Below are 18,973 nucleotides of genomic sequence, written 5' to 3'. Positions count from 1 at the left end.
GAGTTTGTTTATTGTCTAATGAAATGGTTTTTGTCAAGGATGTCCCTAAAAATGACCGGCCAAGAGAACGGCTCATGCAATTAGGGTCTGATCATCTATCAAATCAGGACTTACTGGCCATTATATTGGGTACAGGTACAAAAAATGAATCTGTGATGTCTCTATCCCATCGGTTACTTATACACTTTGAAGGCCTCCCGTTACTCAAAGACGCAACTGTAGAAGAATTGACAGCTATCAAAGGAATTGGAAAAGCAAAGGCAGTTGTGCTGATGGCTGCTCTTGAAATCGGTAAAAGGGTATATTCCTATAAGCCATCTGAACGATATGCTATCAGAAGTCCTGAAGATGGAGCAGATTTTGTCATGGAAGAACTTAGACATCTGAATCAGGAGCATTTCCTTGTTTTGTTTTTAAACACGAAAAATCAGGTAGTTCATCAGCAAACCGTTTTTATAGGGAGTTTAAACGCCTCCATAGTTCATCCCCGGGAAATCTATCGGGAAGCAGTTAAACGCTCCGCTGCATCTATTATCTGTGCCCACAATCACCCCTCGGGAGACCCCAGCCCTTCACAGGAAGATATTCATGTGACAAAAAGACTTTCAGAGTGTGGAAAAATGATCGGAATTGAGCTGTTGGATCATTTAGTTATAGGTGATCGAAAATATGTTTCTATGAAGGAAAAAGGCTACTTATAACACTATCTATTTTCTGGTTTTTTTCGTATAATTGAATAATAAAGAAAAAAGGGCGCCATTTGTACAAGTTAATTCTTGGATGGCGCTTATTAAGTGTATTTTTTGTAATACACTATACATAAGAGGTTATGTTTTATCCTAGACCATTACAGAGAGGAAGATTCAGGTGGCACGATTTGGGTTTGCACAGGACCTTGGGATTGATTTGGGTACAGCAAATACATTAGTATTCGTTAAGGGAAAGGGAATTGTATTACGTGAACCTTCCGTAGTGGCTAAAAATGTAACAACCGGGGAGACTGAGGCAGTAGGAAACAGTGCCAAGACGATGATTGGAAGGACGCCGGGCAATATTTCCGTAATAAGACCTATGAAAGATGGTGTCATAGCTGATTATGAAACAACAGCCATGATGATGAAATATTATATGGGAAAAACCCTTCGCAGGCGCTCCCCTTTTGCAAGAAAGCCAAATGTGATGGTATGTGTGCCATCAGGTATAACGATGGTTGAAGAAAGGGCCGTTATTGATGCGACAAGACAGGCGGGTGCAAAGGAAGCCTATCCAATAGCGGAACCTTTTGCTGCTGCTATAGGTGCGGGTTTACCTGTATGGGAACCTACTGGTAGTATGATAGTAGATATTGGTGGAGGTACGACGGAAGTAGCCATTATTTCCTTAGGTGGCATTGTCACAAGTGAGTCTATTCGTATTGCTGGGGATGAAATGGATGATGCGATTATTCAGTACATTAAAAAGAAGTATAAGTTATTAATTGGTGAGCATTCAGCAGAAGTTATAAAAATGGAACTGGGAACAGCTATGCGAGTGGATGAGGCTGTTGAAATAGAAATACGAGGACGCGATTTGGTTACTGGCCTGCCGCAGACCATAAAAATCTCAAATACTGAAATTGAAGAAGCTTTAAGGGATACGGTAGATTCCATTGTTGAGGTCGTAAAGAGTACATTGGAAAAAACACCACCGGAATTATCAGCTGATATTATGGAAAAAGGTGTTGTTCTGGCTGGTGGTGGTGCATTGTTATCTAACCTGGATAAAAGAATCAGTGAGGAAACGGAAATGCCTGTTTTTGTGGCAGAAGATCCGCTTGATTGTGTAGCCATCGGAACAGGTAAATCATTGGATTTTCTTCATCACTTTCGTAAAATTTCAAACAGGAAACGTTAATATTTAGAATTTATTGAAGTAGGTGTCATAGATGTGGTCCTTTTTAAGGAAAAGAGCCTTAATTATTATACTTATCAGCATTATTCTTTTAGTTTCACTAATTGGATTTTCAATCAGAGACAGAGACGATGTCAGTTTACCTGAGGAGCTGTTAAAGGATACAATTGGAGCGGTACAATCCATTTTTCAGGTTCCCATCGACTTTGTTGGTGGAATCTTTGAAGATGTGAGTGAATTAACCAATACTTTCGAGGAAAATCAGGTCCTGAAGTCACGTTTATCAGAGTATAAGGATTTGCTTTATGATGTTAAGGCTTTGGAAAAGGAAAATAAAGAATTACGCGCGTTACTGGAGAAAAAAGATTCAGATATACTTGAAAGCTATAATCTAATCGATGCAACAGTGAATGCTAGAAGCCCTGAACCAATGTGGATGCAGCAGTTGTCTATTAATAAAGGGAAACAGCACGGGGTTCGTGCAAATATGGCTGTTATAACAGCAAATGGAATGATTGGTAAGGTGAAAACCGCCTATCAATTTACTTCTGATGTTCAACTGCTTAGTGGGTTTGATCGGAATAATCGGATTTCTGCACTCGTCCAGAGTAATGGTGAAAAGGAGAATCAGCAGGATGTATTCGGCCTTATAGAGGGTTATGATGAGGAAAAGGAAGCTCTTATTCTGACCATTCAATCAACCGATAAGGAAATTAGTAAGGGGCAGTTAGTGGTAAGCTCTGGTATGGGCGGAGTGTTTCCCAGGGGATTAATTATTGGTGAAATTGAATCGGTTGAAATGGATTCCTATGGCCTTACGAAGGTTGCCTATGTCAAGTCTGCAGCTGATTTGTATGATATCAATCATGTAATGGTTGTGGACAGGAATATGAACTCACCGGAATCGGATCAATCTGAGGAGGAGGAATCATGAAGCATTTATTTCTTCCTCTTATATTATTAATATTGTTGGTGTTGGAAAGTACGGCAACCAGTTTGATTCCAGTACAGTGGTTATTAGCTGATATTCAGCCGATTCCCCACTGGATTCTGATATTCAGTATCATAATAACCATCTTTTTTGATCAGGATCATACCATTTATGGTTTAGTATATGCTGTTATTTTCGGGTTTCTAATTGATTTCACATATACCGATATTTTAGGTGTGTATATGTTCACTTATGGTTTGACGCTGTTTATCATTCTGGGACTGAAAAAGCTCCTGCACCCAAACTTTATTGTCACGCTTCTATTAACGGTTGTGGGGATTTGTTTTGCTGATCATCTCATTTACGTAATGTATTTTATGATTGGCTATGCAGATATGACATGGATGTCTTACCTGAATGATCGATTAATTCCAACACTCCTGACCAATATGTTATTTTTATTAATTACTTATCCAATATTTCGCCAAAGATTGGAAAAATGGGCTGATGAACAATTTTCAACATAGTTAAGAGGATTTTAAGCAGTGCCTATCGAAAAAGTAGTATTGAGGTGAACCTCTGTGAAAAACAAAAAACAAGCAGTTACAATAAAGGGAACAAAGGATGGACTAACGTTTACCATTGATGAGACAAGTTCAATGGAGCACATTCTTCAGGAATTAAAATCTAAGCTTTCCTCAAAGGTAATCGATCAGGATCAGCCGGTGATTAAAGTTAATATAGATGCAGGAAACCGATATTTAACGAGTGAAATGAAGGAACAGATGCAGGAAATTGTCAGGAGTAAGCCCAACCTTGTTATTAACGAAATCTATTCCAATGTTATAACCAAAGAGGAAGCAAAAGACTGGTATAAAGATTTAGAAATCTCTGCGATTACTAAAATTGTACGAGCAGGCCAGCAGTTACATGTACATGGAGATTTGTTGTTGATTGGTGATGTAAATCCCGGAGGCACGGTGTCAGCCACAGGAAACGTCTACATACTTGGAAAGTTGAACGGGATTGCCCATGCAGGTATTGAAGGTGATCCTAAAGCAATTATTGCAGCTGCGTATATGAATCCTACCCAGTTGAGAATATCCGGCTTTTTAAGTCGATCACCCGACTTTGAAACAGAAGGTCTTTATATGGAATGCGCTTATGTTAATCAGGATACAGATAAAATTTTAATTGATAGATTGCAGTCATTATCTACCATTCGACCTGATTTAGGTTCAATAGAGAGGAGAATGATCAATGGGTGAGGCAATTGTAATAACGTCTGGTAAAGGCGGTGTAGGAAAAACGACAACAACGGCAAATGTTGGTACAAGTCTTGCCTTATTAGGAAAAAAAGTATGTCTGCTTGATACCGATATTGGTCTGCGAAATCTTGATGTAGTCATGGGCTTGGAAAATAGAATTGTTTATGATGTGGTCGACGTTGTTCAGGAGCGCTGTCGTGTAAAACAGGCACTAGTAAGAGATAAAAGGTTTGATTGCCTTCATCTCCTTCCGGCATCACAAACGAGTGACAAATCGGCAGTAACACCTGAGGGTATTCAGAGAATCGTAGCTGAGCTTAAGCAGGACTACGATTATATACTTATTGACTGTCCAGCCGGTATCGAACAGGGATATAAAAATGCAATTGCCGGGGCTGACAAAGCTGTTGTTGTAACCACTCCGGAAAAATCCAGTGTGCGTGATGCGGATCGTATCATCGGATTATTGGAAAAAGAAGAGGGAATTGGATCTCCTCATCTTATCATTAATCGTATACGTACCCATATGGTCAAATCAGGTGATATGCTGGATATAAGCGATATAGTAGAGATACTGGCCGTAGATTTGCTGGGTATTGTGGCTGATGATGATGAGGTGATTAAATCGTCTCATCATGGAGAGCCAGTAGCGTTTCAACCAGATACAAAAGCATCTATTTCCTATCGTAATATAGCACGAAGAATTCTTGGTGAATCAGTACCCTTGATGTCCTTAGAGGATGATAAAGGCATCATGGCAAAAGTGAAGAAATTTTTCGGAGTGAAATCGTAATTGAGGATTGGCCCTGCCAGTCCTCTTTTTTCTTCATAAAATGAAAGCGCTTTATATAAAATATTAGGTTATCGAAAAGGAATATGATGTAATTTCAAATCATAGAATAGTTTTATAACAGTATAACGAGTTGTAATATTATCACCTCTAATTATTGGTAGAACAAATGTTGAGGGTGGGGGATCAACAGCTCGTAAATGGCTTGATAAGTTTCGCTGCCCATCAGGGTGCCAGATTGAAGTCTTGTTTTATACAGAAATAATATTTATGCATCTTGGGAAGGATGAAACTCTTATGTGTGGAATTACAGGAATGATTGACTGGAAAAAGGATTTAGAATCAGAGCGGTTCTGGTTGAAAAAAATGACAGATACGCTAAGCTTACGAGGACCAGATGACTCAAATGTGTGGATTAACAGACATGTTGCACTTGGTCATAAAAGACTGGCAGTTGTGGATCTTGAAGGTGGAAAACAGCCAATGATTAAGCAATTTAAAGAGAATCTTTATACGCTTGTTTATAATGGGGAGCTTTATAATACCGAAGATTTAAGAAGGATATTAGTAAAAAAGGGTTACTCATTTCAAACAACTTCTGACACAGAAGTGCTGCTTACAGCCTATATAGAATGGAAAGAAGATTGTGTGGAGTATCTTAATGGCATTTATGCATTTGGAATTTGGGACGAAGAAAAAGAACAACTTTTTCTGGCAAGAGATCGTCTGGGTGTAAAGCCCTTGTTTTTCTTAAATGAAAATAGTAAGTTTTTGTTTGGTTCTGAATTAAAGGCTCTATTGGCCCATCCAAACGTGAAAACTGAAGTTGATCGAGATGGGTTGAGTGAAATTTTTGGCTTAGGCCCTTCGAGAACACCAGGTCATGGCATCTTTAAAAATATACAGGAATTACGTCCTGGCCATGCGCTGATATTTACTAAAGATGGTGTGAAGATTACCCGTTATTGGAATGTCAAAAGCTATGAACATCATGATTCCGTTGAAGAAACGGCTCAAAGGGTAAGAGAACTATTTATCGATGCTGTGACGAGACAATTAATCGCCGATGTCCCTGTGTCTACATTTCTTTCTGGAGGAGTGGATTCCAGTGCAATTACTGCCATTGCCTCACAGTATTTTGAACGTAAAGGAAATGGACCTTTAACCACCTTTTCTGTGGATTATGAAGGGAATGATCAACATTTCCAATCTAGTCGTTTCCAGCCTTCCAGTGACGGACCGTGGATTAAAAAGATGGTCAGCCATTTCTCTACAGACCATCATAATGAGATCATAAGCGGTTATGAGTTGGCCAGTCTACTGAAACAAGCGGTAGAATTAAGAGATCAGCCAGGCATGGCGGATATTGATTCCTCGTTATTATGGTTTTGTAAACAAATAAAGAAACATACGACTGTAAGTTTATCAGGAGAGTGTGCGGATGAAATTTTTGGAGGATATCCATGGTTCCACCATCCAGAAACAAATGAAAATGCAGGATTTCCGTGGATGACTTCGCTGGATTCAAGGATTTCCTTGTTACATCCTGAATGGCAAAGAAAATTAGACCTCAAAACCTACGTTAACGATCGATATCAGGAAACGATAGAAGAAACCCCTTATTTAGAAGGGGAAAGACCGGAAGATACTAAACGCCGGGAATTGTTTTATTTAAATATGCAATGGTTCATGCAGCAACTGTTGGACCGAAAAGATCGAATGAGTATGGGAGCTAGTCTGGAAGTACGCGTTCCATTTGCTGACCATAAATTGGTGGAGTATGTGTGGAATATCCCATGGGATTTAAAAATGTATGGAAATCGTGAAAAAGGAATTTTACGTAAAGCGTTAGAAGGATTATTGCCAAACGAAATTCTTTATCGTAAAAAAAGTCCATATCCTAAAACGTTTCAGCCGGAATATACCAAAGCAGTTACAGAGTGGATGAAGGAAATTTTAGAGGATTCAGATGCTCCGTTATTTGAGTTTATACAAAGAAGAAAAATAGAAGACATTATAAGAAGTGAGGGGGCAGATTTTAAAGATCCGTGGTTTGGTCAGTTAATGAAGGGACCACAATTAATTGCACATCTATGTCAGATTAATTATTGGTTACGGACTTATGATGTAAAAGTAATTTGAATCATTTGCTTACCTGGATGGCTTTTAAACAAGAATTATTAAATATGACCGACAAAAGGCCCAGTGAATGTTCACTGGGCCTATATTTTTTCAATGATTTTATAAAGTTTCTTTAATTTTTAAGCGGATTTAATCCATTTTGATTGATTTTCCATGCAATTGATCCAGCCTTTCAACTAAGGTAGCTCCGGTAGGCCCCGTATTAGATTGTCTGGCTGGAGGAGTTGTAACCATGATATCCTTCAGTTCATACGCCTGCGATCCGTGCTCAGCAAAATCAAGTCCCGATATTTCCTCTTCTTCGGATACTCTTATACCGGCTACTGCTTTTATCACACCAAACACGATGAAAGTCATAATAAACGTCCATGCAAAAGTAGCAACAACTCCCAGAGCCTGGATCCCTAATAGAGTGGCACCACCACCATAGAACAGTCCACCATCAGTAGCGAAGAATCCAACGGCAATTGTACCCCAAATTCCGCATGCACCATGAACAGCTATAGCCCCAACAGGATCATCAAGCTTTAAGTTTCTGTCAACAAAAGCAACTCCCTCAACTAAAACGATACCTGATATAAGCCCAATGATTATCGAACCAGTTAACGATACAGCAGCGGTACCTGCAGTAATCCCCACTAGACCGCCAAGGGCACCATTTAGGGTTAATGATGCATCAATCTTCTTATATCTTAGTGATGAGTAGTAGGCAGATGCTATAACAGCGGCTGATGCGGATAGCATGGTTGTGGAAATAACGTGAGGTACTACAGTTACGTCAGCTGCTAAAGCACTGCCTCCATTAAATCCAAACCAGCCAAACCATAGTAAGAAGACACCCAATGCCCCTAATGGAACATTACTGGCTGGTATAACATTGCTCTTGCCATCTTTGGAATATTTACCAATACGGGCACCCAACAGCATGACTGCAGCGATGGCACCTGCAGCACCAGTAAAGTGAACAACAGTAGAACCGGCAAAATCAACAAAACCTAATTCAGAAAGCCAGCCTCCTCCCCATACCCAGTGACCTACAACTGGATAAATAAAAGCAGTCATAACGATAGTTAGTAAAATATAACTATTTAATTTGATGCGTTCTGCAACTGCACCAGAGATAATCGTTGCACATGTAGCTGCAAACATTGACTGGAAGATAAAAAATCCGATATCTTCCACGCCGTTTAATACGAATCCATCTGTACCAATAAATCCAAATGCATCGGTACCAAACATGAAGCCATATCCGACAATAAAGTATAATACAGCTCCAATGGATATCGTCAGGAAGTTTTTCATCAGGATATTTAAAGAGTTCTTAGAGCGGGTAAAACCCGTCTCTACCATAGAGAAACCAGCATGCATGAAAAAGACTAAAATTGTTCCGAGCATGACCCATGACATATCAACAGATTCCATTCCATTCATCTCCTTTTATTCTTTATATCCAAAGTCACTTTAAGAGCTTATTGCCCCAACGCCATTTTCACCTGTTCGAATACGAATCACATCTTCTACAGGCATGACAAAAATCTTTCCGTCTCCTACATTTCCCTCACCGCAAATTTCTTTAATTAATGTAATGACTTCACCTGTCATGTCTTCTGTAAGGACCATTTCAATTTTGATCTTCGGAAATAAATTAATCTCGTATTCATTCCCCCTGTACACACCTGTTTTTCCTTCCTGTAGTCCACATCCTGCTGCTTCCGTTACTGTAAGACCGTAAATACCAAAATCACCCAGTTTTTGACGTAGTTCAGAGAATTTTTCAGGTCGAATAATGCATTCAATTTTCTTCATATTTTTTCACCCCCACTTAATGTTAGGAAAATTAACATCTTGTGTAATATGATATAACGTAATTTTAGGAATTGCAAGATTATTTATGAAAATTATTTTTTTTAGTGCTAAAAAACGCACATTTTGAACATTTATCACCTGATATAGTCAAAGCGCCTCCGCTTTTCTATCTCCAAGTCATAATTTGCAAGGAATTGAATAGACTTGTACAAACACTTAATGTAAGGGATGAGGTAAATTGAGCCGTAAAAGTATTCGTGAAGTCCGTCAGAATATTGCTAAACGGAAAAATCTGAAAAAGAGAAATGGGACAAGCTCCCACTGGAGTGCTTCCATGGTTCAAGAAGAAGAGAAGCACGGTTATTTTCCTTCTATTCATTCAAATAGAAATCCTGATCATAGAAATGGGAAACAGCAGACAGAAAAAAATTGGATCCCATCTTTTGTTTTTAAGGCACTTCTGGCAGCTATCATCTTTTTTTCTACTGCTATTATTTTGAGAGTGGATTCAGAGGCATTCCAAAGACCAAAAGCCTTTCTTGTGAATGCTTTGACAGATGAATTTCCATTTGCAAAGGTTCAGGGCTGGTATCGGGAGAATTTAGGTACCCCTTTTGCATTTATGGAAAATGAAAAAAATGTTGAGCGGGCTGCAGGTGAAAATGGTCTGATTTTGCCCGTAAATGGTGTTATTAGTCAGTCCTTTCAGCAAAATGGAGAGGGGGTACTTATTGAAGTAGGAAATACAGATAACATGGAAGTTACCTCCATGAAGGCAGGCTCGGTGATATTCGCGGGCAATAAACGGGATACGGGGAAAACGATTGTTATCCAGCATGCAGATGGTACGAATTCCATCTATGGACACTTGAATGAAATTGACGTCTTTCAATATCAGTTTGTTTCCCAGAATGAAGTAATCGGCAGTTTGGATTCACAATCAAGTGAGGGACAGCCGACTTTATATTTCGCAATTCAGGAGGATCAGCGTTTTATAGATCCTGTGAAGGTGATGCAAGTTGATGACCAGGCCTAAATTTCTATCACAATTTCATATCCATCCTTTACTTTGGCTGGTCCTGTTTTTAGGGGTAATAACAGGATCTTTTGTTGAAATTGCCATTATTTTTTGTTTGATTTTCATTCATGAAATGGGCCATGTAGGAATGGCTCTTTTTTTTCGCTGGAGGATTACTAATGTCATGTTCTGGCCCTTTGGCGGCGTGATGGATACAGAAGAATATTTTACTCGTTCCTATAAAGAAGAGTTCCTGGTTGTTCTTGCAGGGCCTATTCAGCATATCTGGATTCATGTTTTATTAACACAATTGATGGCAGTAGAGCTGTTTCCGGTATATCTTCTAGAGTACGCGATCGTATATAATCTGCAGCTGTTATTTTTTAATCTCCTTCCCATTTATCCGTTAGATGGGGGTAGAATTCTATTATTGCTCTTATCCTATAAACTGCCTTTTAAAAAGGTATTGGGATATACAATTTATCTATCTGTTCTGTGTATTCTGATTGGATTATCGATTGCCACGGTAAATCATTGGCTGACCTTTCACACGTTGCTTCTGGCTGGTTTTCTTTTTATTGAAAATCGTCTAGAATGGAAACGAAAACACTATGTTTTTATTCGTCATTTAATGGCACGCTATCATCAGCCCCAATCTCATAGCAATCGAAACCTGCTGGTACCAGCTTCCTCTTCAGAAACCGTAAATGAGGTGCTACAGAAATTTTATAAAGGAAGACACCATCAAATTAATGTGCAATTTGATACCGACTCATCAGCTACTGTAGAAGAGGATCAATGTCTGCGGGCGTTTTTTGAACGAAAGTCTCCCCATATACAAATGAAGGAGCTTGCAAAGATTGGGTACACATAATTGGAGCGATCAACGTGAAAAAGCTGTACATTCAAACCGGAACAACTGAAAAAACAGCCCTGCTTATGGATGGTCATCAACTGGAGCATTTTTTTATTGACCGATCTGATCAGACATCGTTAGTGGGAAACATCTATGCTGGAAGGATAAGAAGAGTCGATCATGGTCTTCAGGCGGCATTTGTTGATATCGGACAGAAAAAGCTTTCCTTTTTACCGAAAAAAGAGATACCTGCTGCACGAAAAGACACAGGACAACCGATTGAGCACTATGTTCATGAAGGCATGAATATTATTGTTCAGGTGACAAAGGATGCTTATGATCAGAAGGGCCCAAGGGTAACCGCAAATGTAACCGTTCCCGGGCACTATTTCATTTATATGCCGTATAGCAGCTATTGGGCAGCCTCCAAACGAATCAATCAAGAGGAAAAACTTCGAGTGCAGTCAAGCGTTGAAGATTCGTCTGCTTCAAGTGAAGGAGCGATTATTCGAACATCAGCATTGCAGGCTGATCAAGACGACCTGGAAAAGGAATGGAAGCGACTGCAGGAAAAGTGGGAGAAACTATACCATCAGGCTAAGTCTGTTAAAAAGCCGGGTCTTTTATTCGCAGACAGGGAAATCCCTGAACGTGTGATTCGAAAATATGCAACCGTGTCAGTTGAGGAGATTATTTTTGATGACATTGAGGCTGCCCGCTCTATCAAACAGGAATACCCTTATGTAGCAGACCAAGTGCGCTGGACAGATAACCTGGATAAGGAAATGCCTCTCTCTGTTAATCAGGCAATCAATAATCTTACACAAAGGACGGTAAAATTAACATCAGGTATTGAGCTTATTATTGAAAGAACTGAGGCACTGACAGTGATTGATGTAAACACAGCAAAGTTTAAGGGCAGGTGGACAAAGGAGCGAACGGTTTTAGGTGCAAATCTAGAAGCGGCTAAAGAAGCGGCCAGACAGATAAAGCTCCGAAACCTGTCCGGGATGATTTTTATTGATTTTATCAGTATGAAAAACAAACAGGATGAGCAGCGGGTACTCGCAGAAATGAAGAAGCAGGCAAAACAGGATTCTGTCTATTGCGAAGTTTTGGGATTTACAAGACTGGGGATACTTGAACTGACCCGAAAAAGGGAAGGGATGGATGTCCCCTCATTGGTTTGTGAGCGGCAGGAAATAACATGGACAGCCCGAACGCATGCCTATCAATTAGAAAGAGAGTTATGTTCATACCGCAAAAAGGATTGTGAGGCCTTTCTGGTTGAAGTGAGGCCGGATGTGTTCGATGCATTTATTAAGCATGTTCATATCAAGGACCTGTCTAAACGAATGAAAATCCCGATTTATCTTGAAAAAAACCCTTTAGAAACTCGTGAATTTGTGATAAAGTTTATTGGTGACCTTAAATGGTTGGAACGTAGTCATACAATGGCAATCGCTATTGACAAATTCATATAAATGATGCTAATATTTTAATGTTGTATTTGTCGTAGCACCTGTATGCTACAACCGCTCAGAACAGGTTTTAAAACTCAGGTCAGCCTTGAGTACCTGAATGGCGAGTCTTAGTCTAAGAGGAGGTGCAAGTATGTACGCTATTATTGAAACAGGCGGAAAGCAGCTGAAAGTAGAGGAAGGTCAGGAAATCTTCGTTGAAAAATTAGGTGCTGATGCCGGCGAAACCGTTACGTTTGATAAAGTTCTTTTCGTTGGTGGAGAGGACACAAAAGTTGGCACACCATATGTAGATGGTGCAAGTGTTACAGCTAAAGTGGATAAAGAAGGCCGTGGCAAGAAAATTACGGTGTTCAAATATAAGCCAAAGAAAAACTATCAGCGTAAACAGGGTCATCGTCAACCGTATACAAAAGTGGTTATTGATAAAATTAATGCATAAGGAATTTTCTATATGATTCATGTTCACATTGATCGTAATGATCAAAATGAAATTCAATCGTTTGAATTAAAGGGTCATGCTGAGAGTGGACCATATGGACACGATCTAGTCTGTGCGGCGGTTTCAGCTGTATCCTTTGGTGCAGTCAATTCAGTCATTCAACTTTGTGATGTGGAACCCCGGATTGAGCAGGATGTAGAAGAAGGGGGCTATTTAAGAATGGAGCTTCCGCTGAATATCAATCAGGAAGCCTATCATAAAGCCCAGCACCTGCTTGAAGGCATGGTGGTTTCATTGCAGACGATTGAACGTGATTATCATGAACACATATCCATTAAATAAGGAGGTGCAGGACATGCTACGTTTAGATTTACAATTTTTCTCACAGAAAAAAGGTCAGGGTAGTACTAAAAACGGTCGTGACTCTGAGTCCAAACGTCTTGGTACAAAGCGTGCTGACGGCCAGGTTGTAACTGGTGGTTCCATCCTTTACCGTCAACGCGGTACAAAGGTTTACCCAGGTGTGAACGTTGGTATCGGAGGAGACGACACCCTTTTTGCAAAAATTGATGGTGTTGTTAAATTCGAGCGTTACGGACGTGACCGTAAAAAAGTAAGTGTGTACCCTGTTGCACAAGAAGCATAATACACACTTTTAAAAAGACTTCATCCTCATAATGAGGCTGAAGTCTTTTTTTATGGTAAACCAGCCTGGTCTGACTGGTCTTCTTCATCCATTCGTCTCCATCTTTATTTGCTACTGATTTGGTCAATCCACATCCCGTAACAGAATCTGTCCACTCCATGTGGCTATGCTATCCTTCATCCCCAAAATTTGCTATAATTTTCATTGATATGCTATTTTACGAAGGTGTATGAAAGGGGGAGTTCGATGAGAGACGAAGAGGTTGTTGATATGATTCGGCATTACAGACATGATTTATTGAATCATCTGCAGTTAATACAGGGCTATGCTCAAATGGATAAACTGGATAAAGTGAAGGAAAAAACAACGGAATTATTGGATGATTTATTGCAGGAACGAAAGCTTTCCAATTTGAATGGGCCCAATTTCACATTATGGATGATGAATTTTAATTCTACATATGACTCGTTTCGGTTATCCTATGAAATAGACCTTGATCATGCAGATTTTTCATCCATTGATCGAACTCTTACACATCATTGTGAAGAAATAATAAAGGAGCTACATAAACATATTTTGGACGAGCAAATCTATAATGGAAAACTGTCCATTTATAAACAAAATCATTCGGTTAGGATGATGATAAGATTTGAAGGGGAGTTTTTAAACCAGCAGGAATTAAAAAGCTCTCTGGTGAACAAACCGTTTATACAGGATGTTGACATGAATGAACAAGGCTGCAGCATAAGATTACGGCTAATGTAGAGGTGAGAGTATGTTTGTTGATCAGGTTAAAGTTTATGTAAAAGCAGGAGATGGTGGGAATGGCAGTGTAGCCTTCCGCCGTGAAATATACGAACCTAAAGGAGGCCCCGCTGGCGGGGATGGCGGAAACGGCGGTGATGTTGTATTTGAAGTTGACGAAGGTCTCAATACCTTGATGGATTTCCGCTATCAGCGCCATTTCAAAGCAAAACGTGGTGAAAATGGCATGGGGAAAGGAATGCATGGCAGAAATGCGGATCCTTTAAAAGTTTCCGTGCCTCCTGGAACAACGGTTAAAAATGCAGATACAGGAGAGGTTATAGCCGATTTAGTGACTCATAAACAGACGGCTGTCATTGCCAATGGTGGCCGCGGCGGTCGGGGAAATATACGATTTACCAGCGCAAGAAACCGTGCCCCGGAGATTGCCGAAAACGGGGAGCCGGGTGAAGAGTTTGAAGTACAGCTTGAATTAAAATTACTGGCAGATGTTGGATTGGTCGGATTTCCAAGTGTAGGGAAATCAACGCTGTTATCTGTCGTCAGTGCTGCCCGGCCGAAAATTGCCGATTATCATTTTACCACTTTGGCACCTAATTTGGGGGTTGTTGAGACAAGTGATCACCGAAGCTTTGTCATGGCTGATCTCCCTGGATTAATTGAAGGGGCTCACGAGGGAGTAGGTCTTGGCTATCAGTTTTTAAAGCACGTTGAGCGAACACGTGTGATTGTTCACGTAATTGACATGTCTTCCTTTGAGGGGAGAGATCCTTATGATGATTATGTCACCATTAACCGGGAGCTGGCCCAGTATGATCAGCGTTTAGAAGAAAAACCACAGATTGTGGTTGCGAATAAAATGGATATGCCTGAAGCAGATCAGCATTTGAACGCATTTAAAGAAAAAATAGATGATAAAATTCAAATTTATCCAGTATCAGCCTTTACAAAAGAGGGACTTCATGATTTACTATTTGCAATTGCTGATTTATTAGACAGGACACCGAAATTTGAGATGCAGGAAGAACAGGAAGAAGAGCGTGTGGTTTACCGTCATAAGCAGAAGGACGATGACTTCAAAATTACCAGGGATCCGGACGGTGCATTTGTTGTTTCAGGCAGTAAAATTGAAAGATTGTTTAAAATGACGGACTTTTCCCATGATGAGTCGGTGCAAAGATTTTCCAGACAGCTTCGAAAAATGGGAGTGGACAGCGCTCTCCGTAAAAGAGGAGCAAGTGACGGGGATACCGTGCGCTTATTGGATTTTGAATTTGAATTTATCGAGTAATACAGTAATTCTGTGAATAGGACTGTTTGAAAACGTTCGGTTTCTCAGATGGACAGCCTTTACAAAAGCCATAAAAAAGGGGAAGAAATTATGGCACAAATGGATGAGAAATTTTATTTAGTAAGAAGCGACGTTTTACCGGAATCTATGAAAAAAACGCTTGAAGTAAAGGAACTCCTCGAACGGGAAAAGGTTACTTCTATTCATGAAGCGGTTAAACAAGTGGATTTAAGCAGAAGTGCTTTTTATAAGTACCGGGATACGGTATTTCCTTTTCAGGCTATGGTAAAAGAGAGAATGATTACATTATTCTTTTACCTGGAGGACCGGGCAGGTACACTCTCAAACTTACTCCGTATCGTAGCGAATGCCGGATGTAATGTTTTAACTATACATCAGACCATACCACTACAGGGAAAAGCCAATGTAACGTTGTCAATTAATACGTCATTAATGAGTATAGAGATTGATCAATTGCTGCAGCAGCTTAAAAAGCTTGATTTTGTCATTCGGGTTGAAATATTAAGTTCAGGAGCTTAAGAATCAGGGGGAAAAACAGTGAATACAGTCGGTTATTTAGGTCCAAAAGGTACATTTACGGAGATGGCTGTAAATGGCCTGTTTGAGGATAAAGTTCAAAGTGTTAGTTATAAAACCATACCAGCTTGTATTGACGCAGTAGATAAGGGTGAAATAGACCTTGGAGTGGTCCCTATAGAAAATGCAATCGAGGGATCTGTACATTTAACATTGGATTATTTAATTCACCAGGTACCCTTGCCGATTGTTGCAGAAGCGATAGTCCCAATTAGGCAGCATTTATTAGTCCATCCTTCCTTTGAAGGTGATATGAAGGAAATTGATCAAATTTATTCCCATGCACAAGCGATTGCCCAATGTCATCAGTTCATACATCAAAATATCCCTCAGGCTGATTTAGATTATACAACTTCTACAGGTGAAGCGGCACTGGTCGTATATAAGCAGGGGGGGAATCTGGCTGCTATTGGGAATGAAAGGGCAGCAAATGAATATGGCTTAAAAATTCTGCAATCTGATGTTCATGACTATGCGAACAATCATACCCGCTTTGTCGTGCTGAGGAAAAGGGATGAAGCCGTGGATATTCCGGATATGGAAAAGCAGGGGGTTAAAACAACGATTATGGTCACCCTGCCCCGAGACTACGCTGGAGCCCTTCATCAGGTATTATCGGCCTTTTCATGGCGGAAAATGAATTTGTCCAAAATTGAATCCCGTCCGATGAAAACAGGTCTGGGTAATTACTTTTTTATCATTGATGTAGATCAGGAATATGACGATGTATTGTTCCCTGGAGTCCAAGCAGAATTACAGGCCCTGGGGTGTGAGGTAACGGTTTTAGGTACTTATCCTAAATACATGATCACAACAGAAAAAATAAAATCACTTAATAAGTAACAAAAGACTGTTCCAGATTTGGAGCAGTCTTTTGTTTTCTATGAGTTAGTTGTCTTTCACTGCGGTAGGATTGGCAATACCCCTTGGGAAAGCAGCCGTTTAAAAAATTTCCTCATAAATATAGACCAATGCCTCAACATTTTTCAATCTGTGCATATGTTGGTATTGATATGGGATTCGTGTAAGAGATTGTAAATTGAAAGAAAGGAGCCATTCAATTGAAAATTCATGTTGTACAAAAAGGCGAAACCTTAAGGGAGATTGCTCAAAAATATGATGTTAATCTTGAAACATTAAAAGAATTTAATACACAACTATCAAACCCGGAAGAAATTTTGCCGGGGATGAAAATTAAAGTACCTTCAGCAACAAAACCGGTTAAAATGGAACGTGCGGAAGAAAACGAAAGAGCAGAGAAACAGCCGGCCAAAAAGCCCGTTCAGCAGGCTAAGCCTAAGCCTGACACCCAGCCTGCCAAGCAACAGCCGGCAAAGCATCCTTACATTGATAAATCACCAGAAATGTCACCAGTCATCAAAGAGGATGAAAAGCCAATGGATAAGGTGATGATGCCATATGAGCAGAAGCCTCAAAAAGCTGAACAAAAGGAAATGCCGTTACCTTCGATGCCAAAAATGCCGATGATTGAAAATAACGAAGAGGAAAGTATCAGCGTGGAGACTTATCATTATAGCCCACAAACTTATATGCATCAGCAGGTTCACTATCCACAGGTACCACAGCAGCAATACATGGGTTATCATCATGTTCCAAAAAAGCCATGCGGCTGCGGAGGTGGTATGAACACCTATTATATGCCTGTGTATCCAACGTACTATCCCCAGCAGCAGATGAGTGGAATGAATCCTATGCAGATGCCATCTAATATGCAAATGCCGGGTTATATGCCGGGTCAAATGCCAGCACCTAGCCAGAATGTCCATCATACCGCAAATTATCAGGAAATGAATCTGGATATGAACGAGGAATCCTCTTCATTGGAAATACCGGAGTTGCCAGATGAATGGAACACAAATCAGTGGGTAACGAGCAATCAACAGCCAACCCCATATGGCCAGCAGCAGTGGAATAGTCAGCCGGGTTATCAGCAGCAACAGCCATGGGGATCAGGTATGAATCAGCCGGCACAACAGTGGGGTGCACCATATCAAGCACAAGGTCAAAGCCCTTTTCCGGGAGGAGCACCGTATGGCTACCCTTCCCCATATAGCCAGCAGGCTCCATACCAGCAAAACATGAGCCAAAATCCTTATGGCCAGGGGCAGTTTCCTCAGTCCTACGATTGGGGTCGGGATCATGAGGGGGACAAATGAAAGTAAACTCCTGGAGAGACGATTCATTTATGGATCGTCTCCATTATTTTTTAAAGGAAAAGGGCGATCTTGATTGTCAGGAAATGATTCCTGTAAAGAAAAACGTATTCAAGGTATATGCGGAGAGTCAATGGTGGATTGTAAAGTGTTATCACTCTCATGCGATAAAAATATGGTCATTATTTTTACAAATCGAGGATCAGAAAAATTTTGTCAGTTTTGTCCCCTTTCCTAATGGCGAAAGGTGGATTAAGGATTCGTTAGGACAATACTGGTGTTTAAGTCCATTTATAGAGGGCCGGAAGTTAAATTATACGTATCATGAAGATCGGTTAGCTGCTATAAATCTTTTACAGGACTTTCACGACACTGCAAAAGGATTACCGATCAAACAGACAAAAACGAAGCCCTTCCTGCAAAAATCCACGGAAAGATACCGGCGTTTTTTACGTACAAAGGATATTTTCACCCAGCATCAGGCAACGCTTTTTTACCAGAATATTGTTAAGCAGACCCGGGATATATTAGAGCGAATGGAAAAATTAAAGTGGAGAAAAATAGAGGAAAAGGCAAATAGAAAACGGTTTATTATTCACGGAGACAATGCGGGTCATAATTTTATCCGTAATCAGGATGGAATTTATCTGTTTGATTTTGATTTGATACAGTATGCGCCTTACGAATATGAATGGATTCAGTTAGCTCAGCGTTTCTTATTTGAAGGTTTGGACCAGTTTGAAGATTTATTTCAGTATCCAGTCTTTCAATCCTTTAAGGGACAGTCCTACTTTTATTACGGTACGATATTTCCAAGTGACCTGTTTCGGGAATGGCTTCATTTTTTGCGTAAAAATCCTTCTCAAGCTCAGGTTT

20 protein-coding genes, 1 pseudogene and 1 other annotated feature are annotated in these 18,973 nt (G+C 40.1%); of the genes and pseudogenes, 19 read left to right on the top strand and 2 right to left on the bottom strand.

Features of this window, described 5'->3' with window-relative positions:
* The first annotated feature begins 23 nt into the window (after positions 1-23).
* The 7 genes from radC (at position 24) to asnB (ending at position 7,021) form a co-directional block, all read left to right on the top strand.
* The gene (gene radC / locus ABD006_RS02900; protein WP_343837767.1) at positions 24-701 is read left to right on the top strand and encodes a RadC family protein; all 678 of its coding nucleotides are present in this window, start codon (positions 24-26) and stop codon (positions 699-701) included.
* Between the two features lie 166 nt (positions 702-867).
* Positions 868-1,893: a rod shape-determining protein gene (locus ABD006_RS02895; protein ID WP_343837325.1), complete on the top strand. Its 1,026-nt coding sequence runs from the start codon at positions 868-870 to the stop codon at positions 1,891-1,893.
* A 31-nt stretch (positions 1,894-1,924) separates the two neighbouring features.
* Positions 1,925-2,824: a rod shape-determining protein MreC gene (mreC, locus tag ABD006_RS02890; RefSeq protein WP_343837323.1), complete on the top strand. Its 900-nt coding sequence runs from the start codon at positions 1,925-1,927 to the stop codon at positions 2,822-2,824.
* Positions 2,821-3,348 (top strand): rod shape-determining protein MreD, encoded by a 528-nt coding sequence (gene mreD / locus ABD006_RS02885; protein WP_343837322.1) that lies wholly within the window; start codon positions 2,821-2,823, stop codon positions 3,346-3,348. The genes mreC and mreD overlap by 4 nt, the downstream gene beginning before the upstream one ends.
* Before the next feature lie 54 nt (positions 3,349-3,402).
* Entirely contained in the window at positions 3,403-4,089 is a 687-nt protein-coding gene (gene minC, locus ABD006_RS02880; protein WP_343837320.1) for a septum site-determining protein MinC, read from the top strand.
* A complete protein-coding gene (minD, locus tag ABD006_RS02875) occupies positions 4,082-4,882 on the top strand; it encodes a septum site-determining protein MinD (RefSeq protein ID WP_343837317.1) in 801 nt (266 codons plus the stop codon). Before minC ends, minD begins: the two co-directional genes overlap by 8 nt.
* A 294-nt stretch (positions 4,883-5,176) precedes the next feature.
* Positions 5,177-7,021, top strand: a complete 1,845-nt coding sequence (gene asnB, locus ABD006_RS02870; RefSeq protein ID WP_343837316.1) for an asparagine synthase (glutamine-hydrolyzing) — start codon at positions 5,177-5,179, stop codon at positions 7,019-7,021.
* A gap of 129 nt (positions 7,022-7,150) precedes the next feature.
* Here asnB and ABD006_RS02865 read toward each other — a convergent pair whose 3' ends face one another.
* Together ABD006_RS02865 and ABD006_RS02860 are read right to left on the bottom strand one after the other, a co-directional pair.
* Positions 7,151-8,443: an ammonium transporter gene (locus tag ABD006_RS02865; protein ID WP_425542177.1), complete on the bottom strand. Its 1,293-nt coding sequence runs from the start codon at positions 8,441-8,443 to the stop codon at positions 7,151-7,153.
* Between the two features lie 39 nt (positions 8,444-8,482).
* A complete protein-coding gene (locus ABD006_RS02860; RefSeq protein WP_343837310.1) occupies positions 8,483-8,827 on the bottom strand; it encodes a P-II family nitrogen regulator in 345 nt (114 codons plus the stop codon).
* 238 nt (positions 8,828-9,065) lie between these two features.
* Between ABD006_RS02860 and ABD006_RS02855 the strand changes: the two genes are divergently transcribed.
* From ABD006_RS02855 to ABD006_RS02800, 12 genes and pseudogenes are all read left to right on the top strand, one after another.
* The gene (locus ABD006_RS02855; RefSeq protein ID WP_343837308.1) at positions 9,066-9,863 is read left to right on the top strand and encodes a peptidoglycan DD-metalloendopeptidase family protein; all 798 of its coding nucleotides are present in this window, start codon (positions 9,066-9,068) and stop codon (positions 9,861-9,863) included.
* A complete protein-coding gene (locus ABD006_RS02850; protein ID WP_343837305.1) occupies positions 9,850-10,719 on the top strand; it encodes a site-2 protease family protein in 870 nt (289 codons plus the stop codon). Before ABD006_RS02855 ends, ABD006_RS02850 begins: the two co-directional genes overlap by 14 nt.
* A gap of 14 nt (positions 10,720-10,733) precedes the next feature.
* The gene (locus tag ABD006_RS02845; protein ID WP_343837302.1) at positions 10,734-12,185 is read left to right on the top strand and encodes an Rne/Rng family ribonuclease; all 1,452 of its coding nucleotides are present in this window, start codon (positions 10,734-10,736) and stop codon (positions 12,183-12,185) included.
* Between the two features lie 39 nt (positions 12,186-12,224).
* Positions 12,225-12,303: a sequence feature (ribosomal protein L21 leader region), on the top strand.
* 12 nt (positions 12,304-12,315) lie between these two features.
* A complete protein-coding gene (rplU, locus tag ABD006_RS02840; protein WP_343837300.1) occupies positions 12,316-12,624 on the top strand; it encodes a 50S ribosomal protein L21 in 309 nt (102 codons plus the stop codon).
* 12 nt (positions 12,625-12,636) lie between these two features.
* The gene (locus ABD006_RS02835; protein WP_343837298.1) at positions 12,637-12,966 is read left to right on the top strand and encodes a ribosomal-processing cysteine protease Prp; all 330 of its coding nucleotides are present in this window, start codon (positions 12,637-12,639) and stop codon (positions 12,964-12,966) included.
* Between the two features lie 13 nt (positions 12,967-12,979).
* Positions 12,980-13,270 (top strand): 50S ribosomal protein L27, encoded by a 291-nt coding sequence (gene rpmA / locus ABD006_RS02830; protein WP_093137801.1) that lies wholly within the window; start codon positions 12,980-12,982, stop codon positions 13,268-13,270.
* 246 nt (positions 13,271-13,516) lie between these two features.
* Positions 13,517-14,035 (top strand): Spo0B domain-containing protein, encoded by a 519-nt coding sequence (locus tag ABD006_RS02825; RefSeq protein ID WP_343837293.1) that lies wholly within the window; start codon positions 13,517-13,519, stop codon positions 14,033-14,035.
* Between the two features lie 10 nt (positions 14,036-14,045).
* Positions 14,046-15,326, top strand: a complete 1,281-nt coding sequence (gene obgE, locus ABD006_RS02820; protein WP_343837290.1) for a GTPase ObgE — start codon at positions 14,046-14,048, stop codon at positions 15,324-15,326.
* Between the two features lie 90 nt (positions 15,327-15,416).
* Positions 15,417-15,866, top strand: a complete 450-nt coding sequence (locus tag ABD006_RS02815) for an ACT domain-containing protein (RefSeq protein WP_343837287.1) — start codon at positions 15,417-15,419, stop codon at positions 15,864-15,866.
* Between the two features lie 18 nt (positions 15,867-15,884).
* Positions 15,885-16,766: a prephenate dehydratase gene (pheA, locus tag ABD006_RS02810; protein ID WP_343837284.1), complete on the top strand. Its 882-nt coding sequence runs from the start codon at positions 15,885-15,887 to the stop codon at positions 16,764-16,766.
* Positions 16,767-16,984: 218 nt separating this feature from the next.
* A complete protein-coding gene (locus ABD006_RS02805; protein WP_343837282.1) occupies positions 16,985-18,100 on the top strand; it encodes a LysM peptidoglycan-binding domain-containing protein in 1,116 nt (371 codons plus the stop codon).
* Positions 18,097-18,798 (top strand): annotated as a pseudogene (locus ABD006_RS02800) (phosphotransferase); the annotation flags it as partial. The gene ABD006_RS02805 and the pseudogene ABD006_RS02800, both read left to right, overlap by 4 nt.
* Positions 18,799-18,973: the final 175 nt, after the last annotated feature.

This window comes from Salinibacillus aidingensis, assembly GCF_039522525.1.
GTDB classification, from domain to species: domain Bacteria; phylum Bacillota; class Bacilli; order Bacillales; family Alkalibacillaceae; genus Salinibacillus; species Salinibacillus aidingensis.
Note: the sequence above shows the minus strand (reverse complement) of the source record. Positions and strands in the feature narration are given on the sequence as shown.

What these genes read in the sequence shown, in the direction of transcription:
- radC (WP_343837767.1), top strand. Translation starts at nt 24, where the DNA reads ATGGTTTTTGTCAAGGATGTCCCTAAAAATGACCGGCCAAGAGAACGG.
- mreC (WP_343837323.1), top strand. Translation starts at nt 1,925, where the DNA reads ATGTGGTCCTTTTTAAGGAAAAGAGCCTTAATTATTATACTTATCAGC.
- mreD (WP_343837322.1), top strand. Translation starts at nt 2,821, where the DNA reads ATGAAGCATTTATTTCTTCCTCTTATATTATTAATATTGTTGGTGTTG.
- minD (WP_343837317.1), top strand. Translation starts at nt 4,082, where the DNA reads ATGGGTGAGGCAATTGTAATAACGTCTGGTAAAGGCGGTGTAGGAAAA.
- asnB (WP_343837316.1), top strand. Translation starts at nt 5,177, where the DNA reads ATGTGTGGAATTACAGGAATGATTGACTGGAAAAAGGATTTAGAATCA.
- ABD006_RS02865 (WP_425542177.1), bottom strand. Translation starts at nt 8,443, where the DNA reads ATGGAATCTGTTGATATGTCATGGGTCATGCTCGGAACAATTTTAGTC.
- ABD006_RS02860 (WP_343837310.1), bottom strand. Translation starts at nt 8,827, where the DNA reads ATGAAGAAAATTGAATGCATTATTCGACCTGAAAAATTCTCTGAACTA.
- ABD006_RS02850 (WP_343837305.1), top strand. Translation starts at nt 9,850, where the DNA reads ATGACCAGGCCTAAATTTCTATCACAATTTCATATCCATCCTTTACTT.
- rplU (WP_343837300.1), top strand. Translation starts at nt 12,316, where the DNA reads ATGTACGCTATTATTGAAACAGGCGGAAAGCAGCTGAAAGTAGAGGAA.
- ABD006_RS02835 (WP_343837298.1), top strand. Translation starts at nt 12,637, where the DNA reads ATGATTCATGTTCACATTGATCGTAATGATCAAAATGAAATTCAATCG.
- rpmA (WP_093137801.1), top strand. Translation starts at nt 12,980, where the DNA reads ATGCTACGTTTAGATTTACAATTTTTCTCACAGAAAAAAGGTCAGGGT.
- ABD006_RS02825 (WP_343837293.1), top strand. Translation starts at nt 13,517, where the DNA reads ATGAGAGACGAAGAGGTTGTTGATATGATTCGGCATTACAGACATGAT.
- obgE (WP_343837290.1), top strand. Translation starts at nt 14,046, where the DNA reads ATGTTTGTTGATCAGGTTAAAGTTTATGTAAAAGCAGGAGATGGTGGG.
- ABD006_RS02815 (WP_343837287.1), top strand. Translation starts at nt 15,417, where the DNA reads ATGGCACAAATGGATGAGAAATTTTATTTAGTAAGAAGCGACGTTTTA.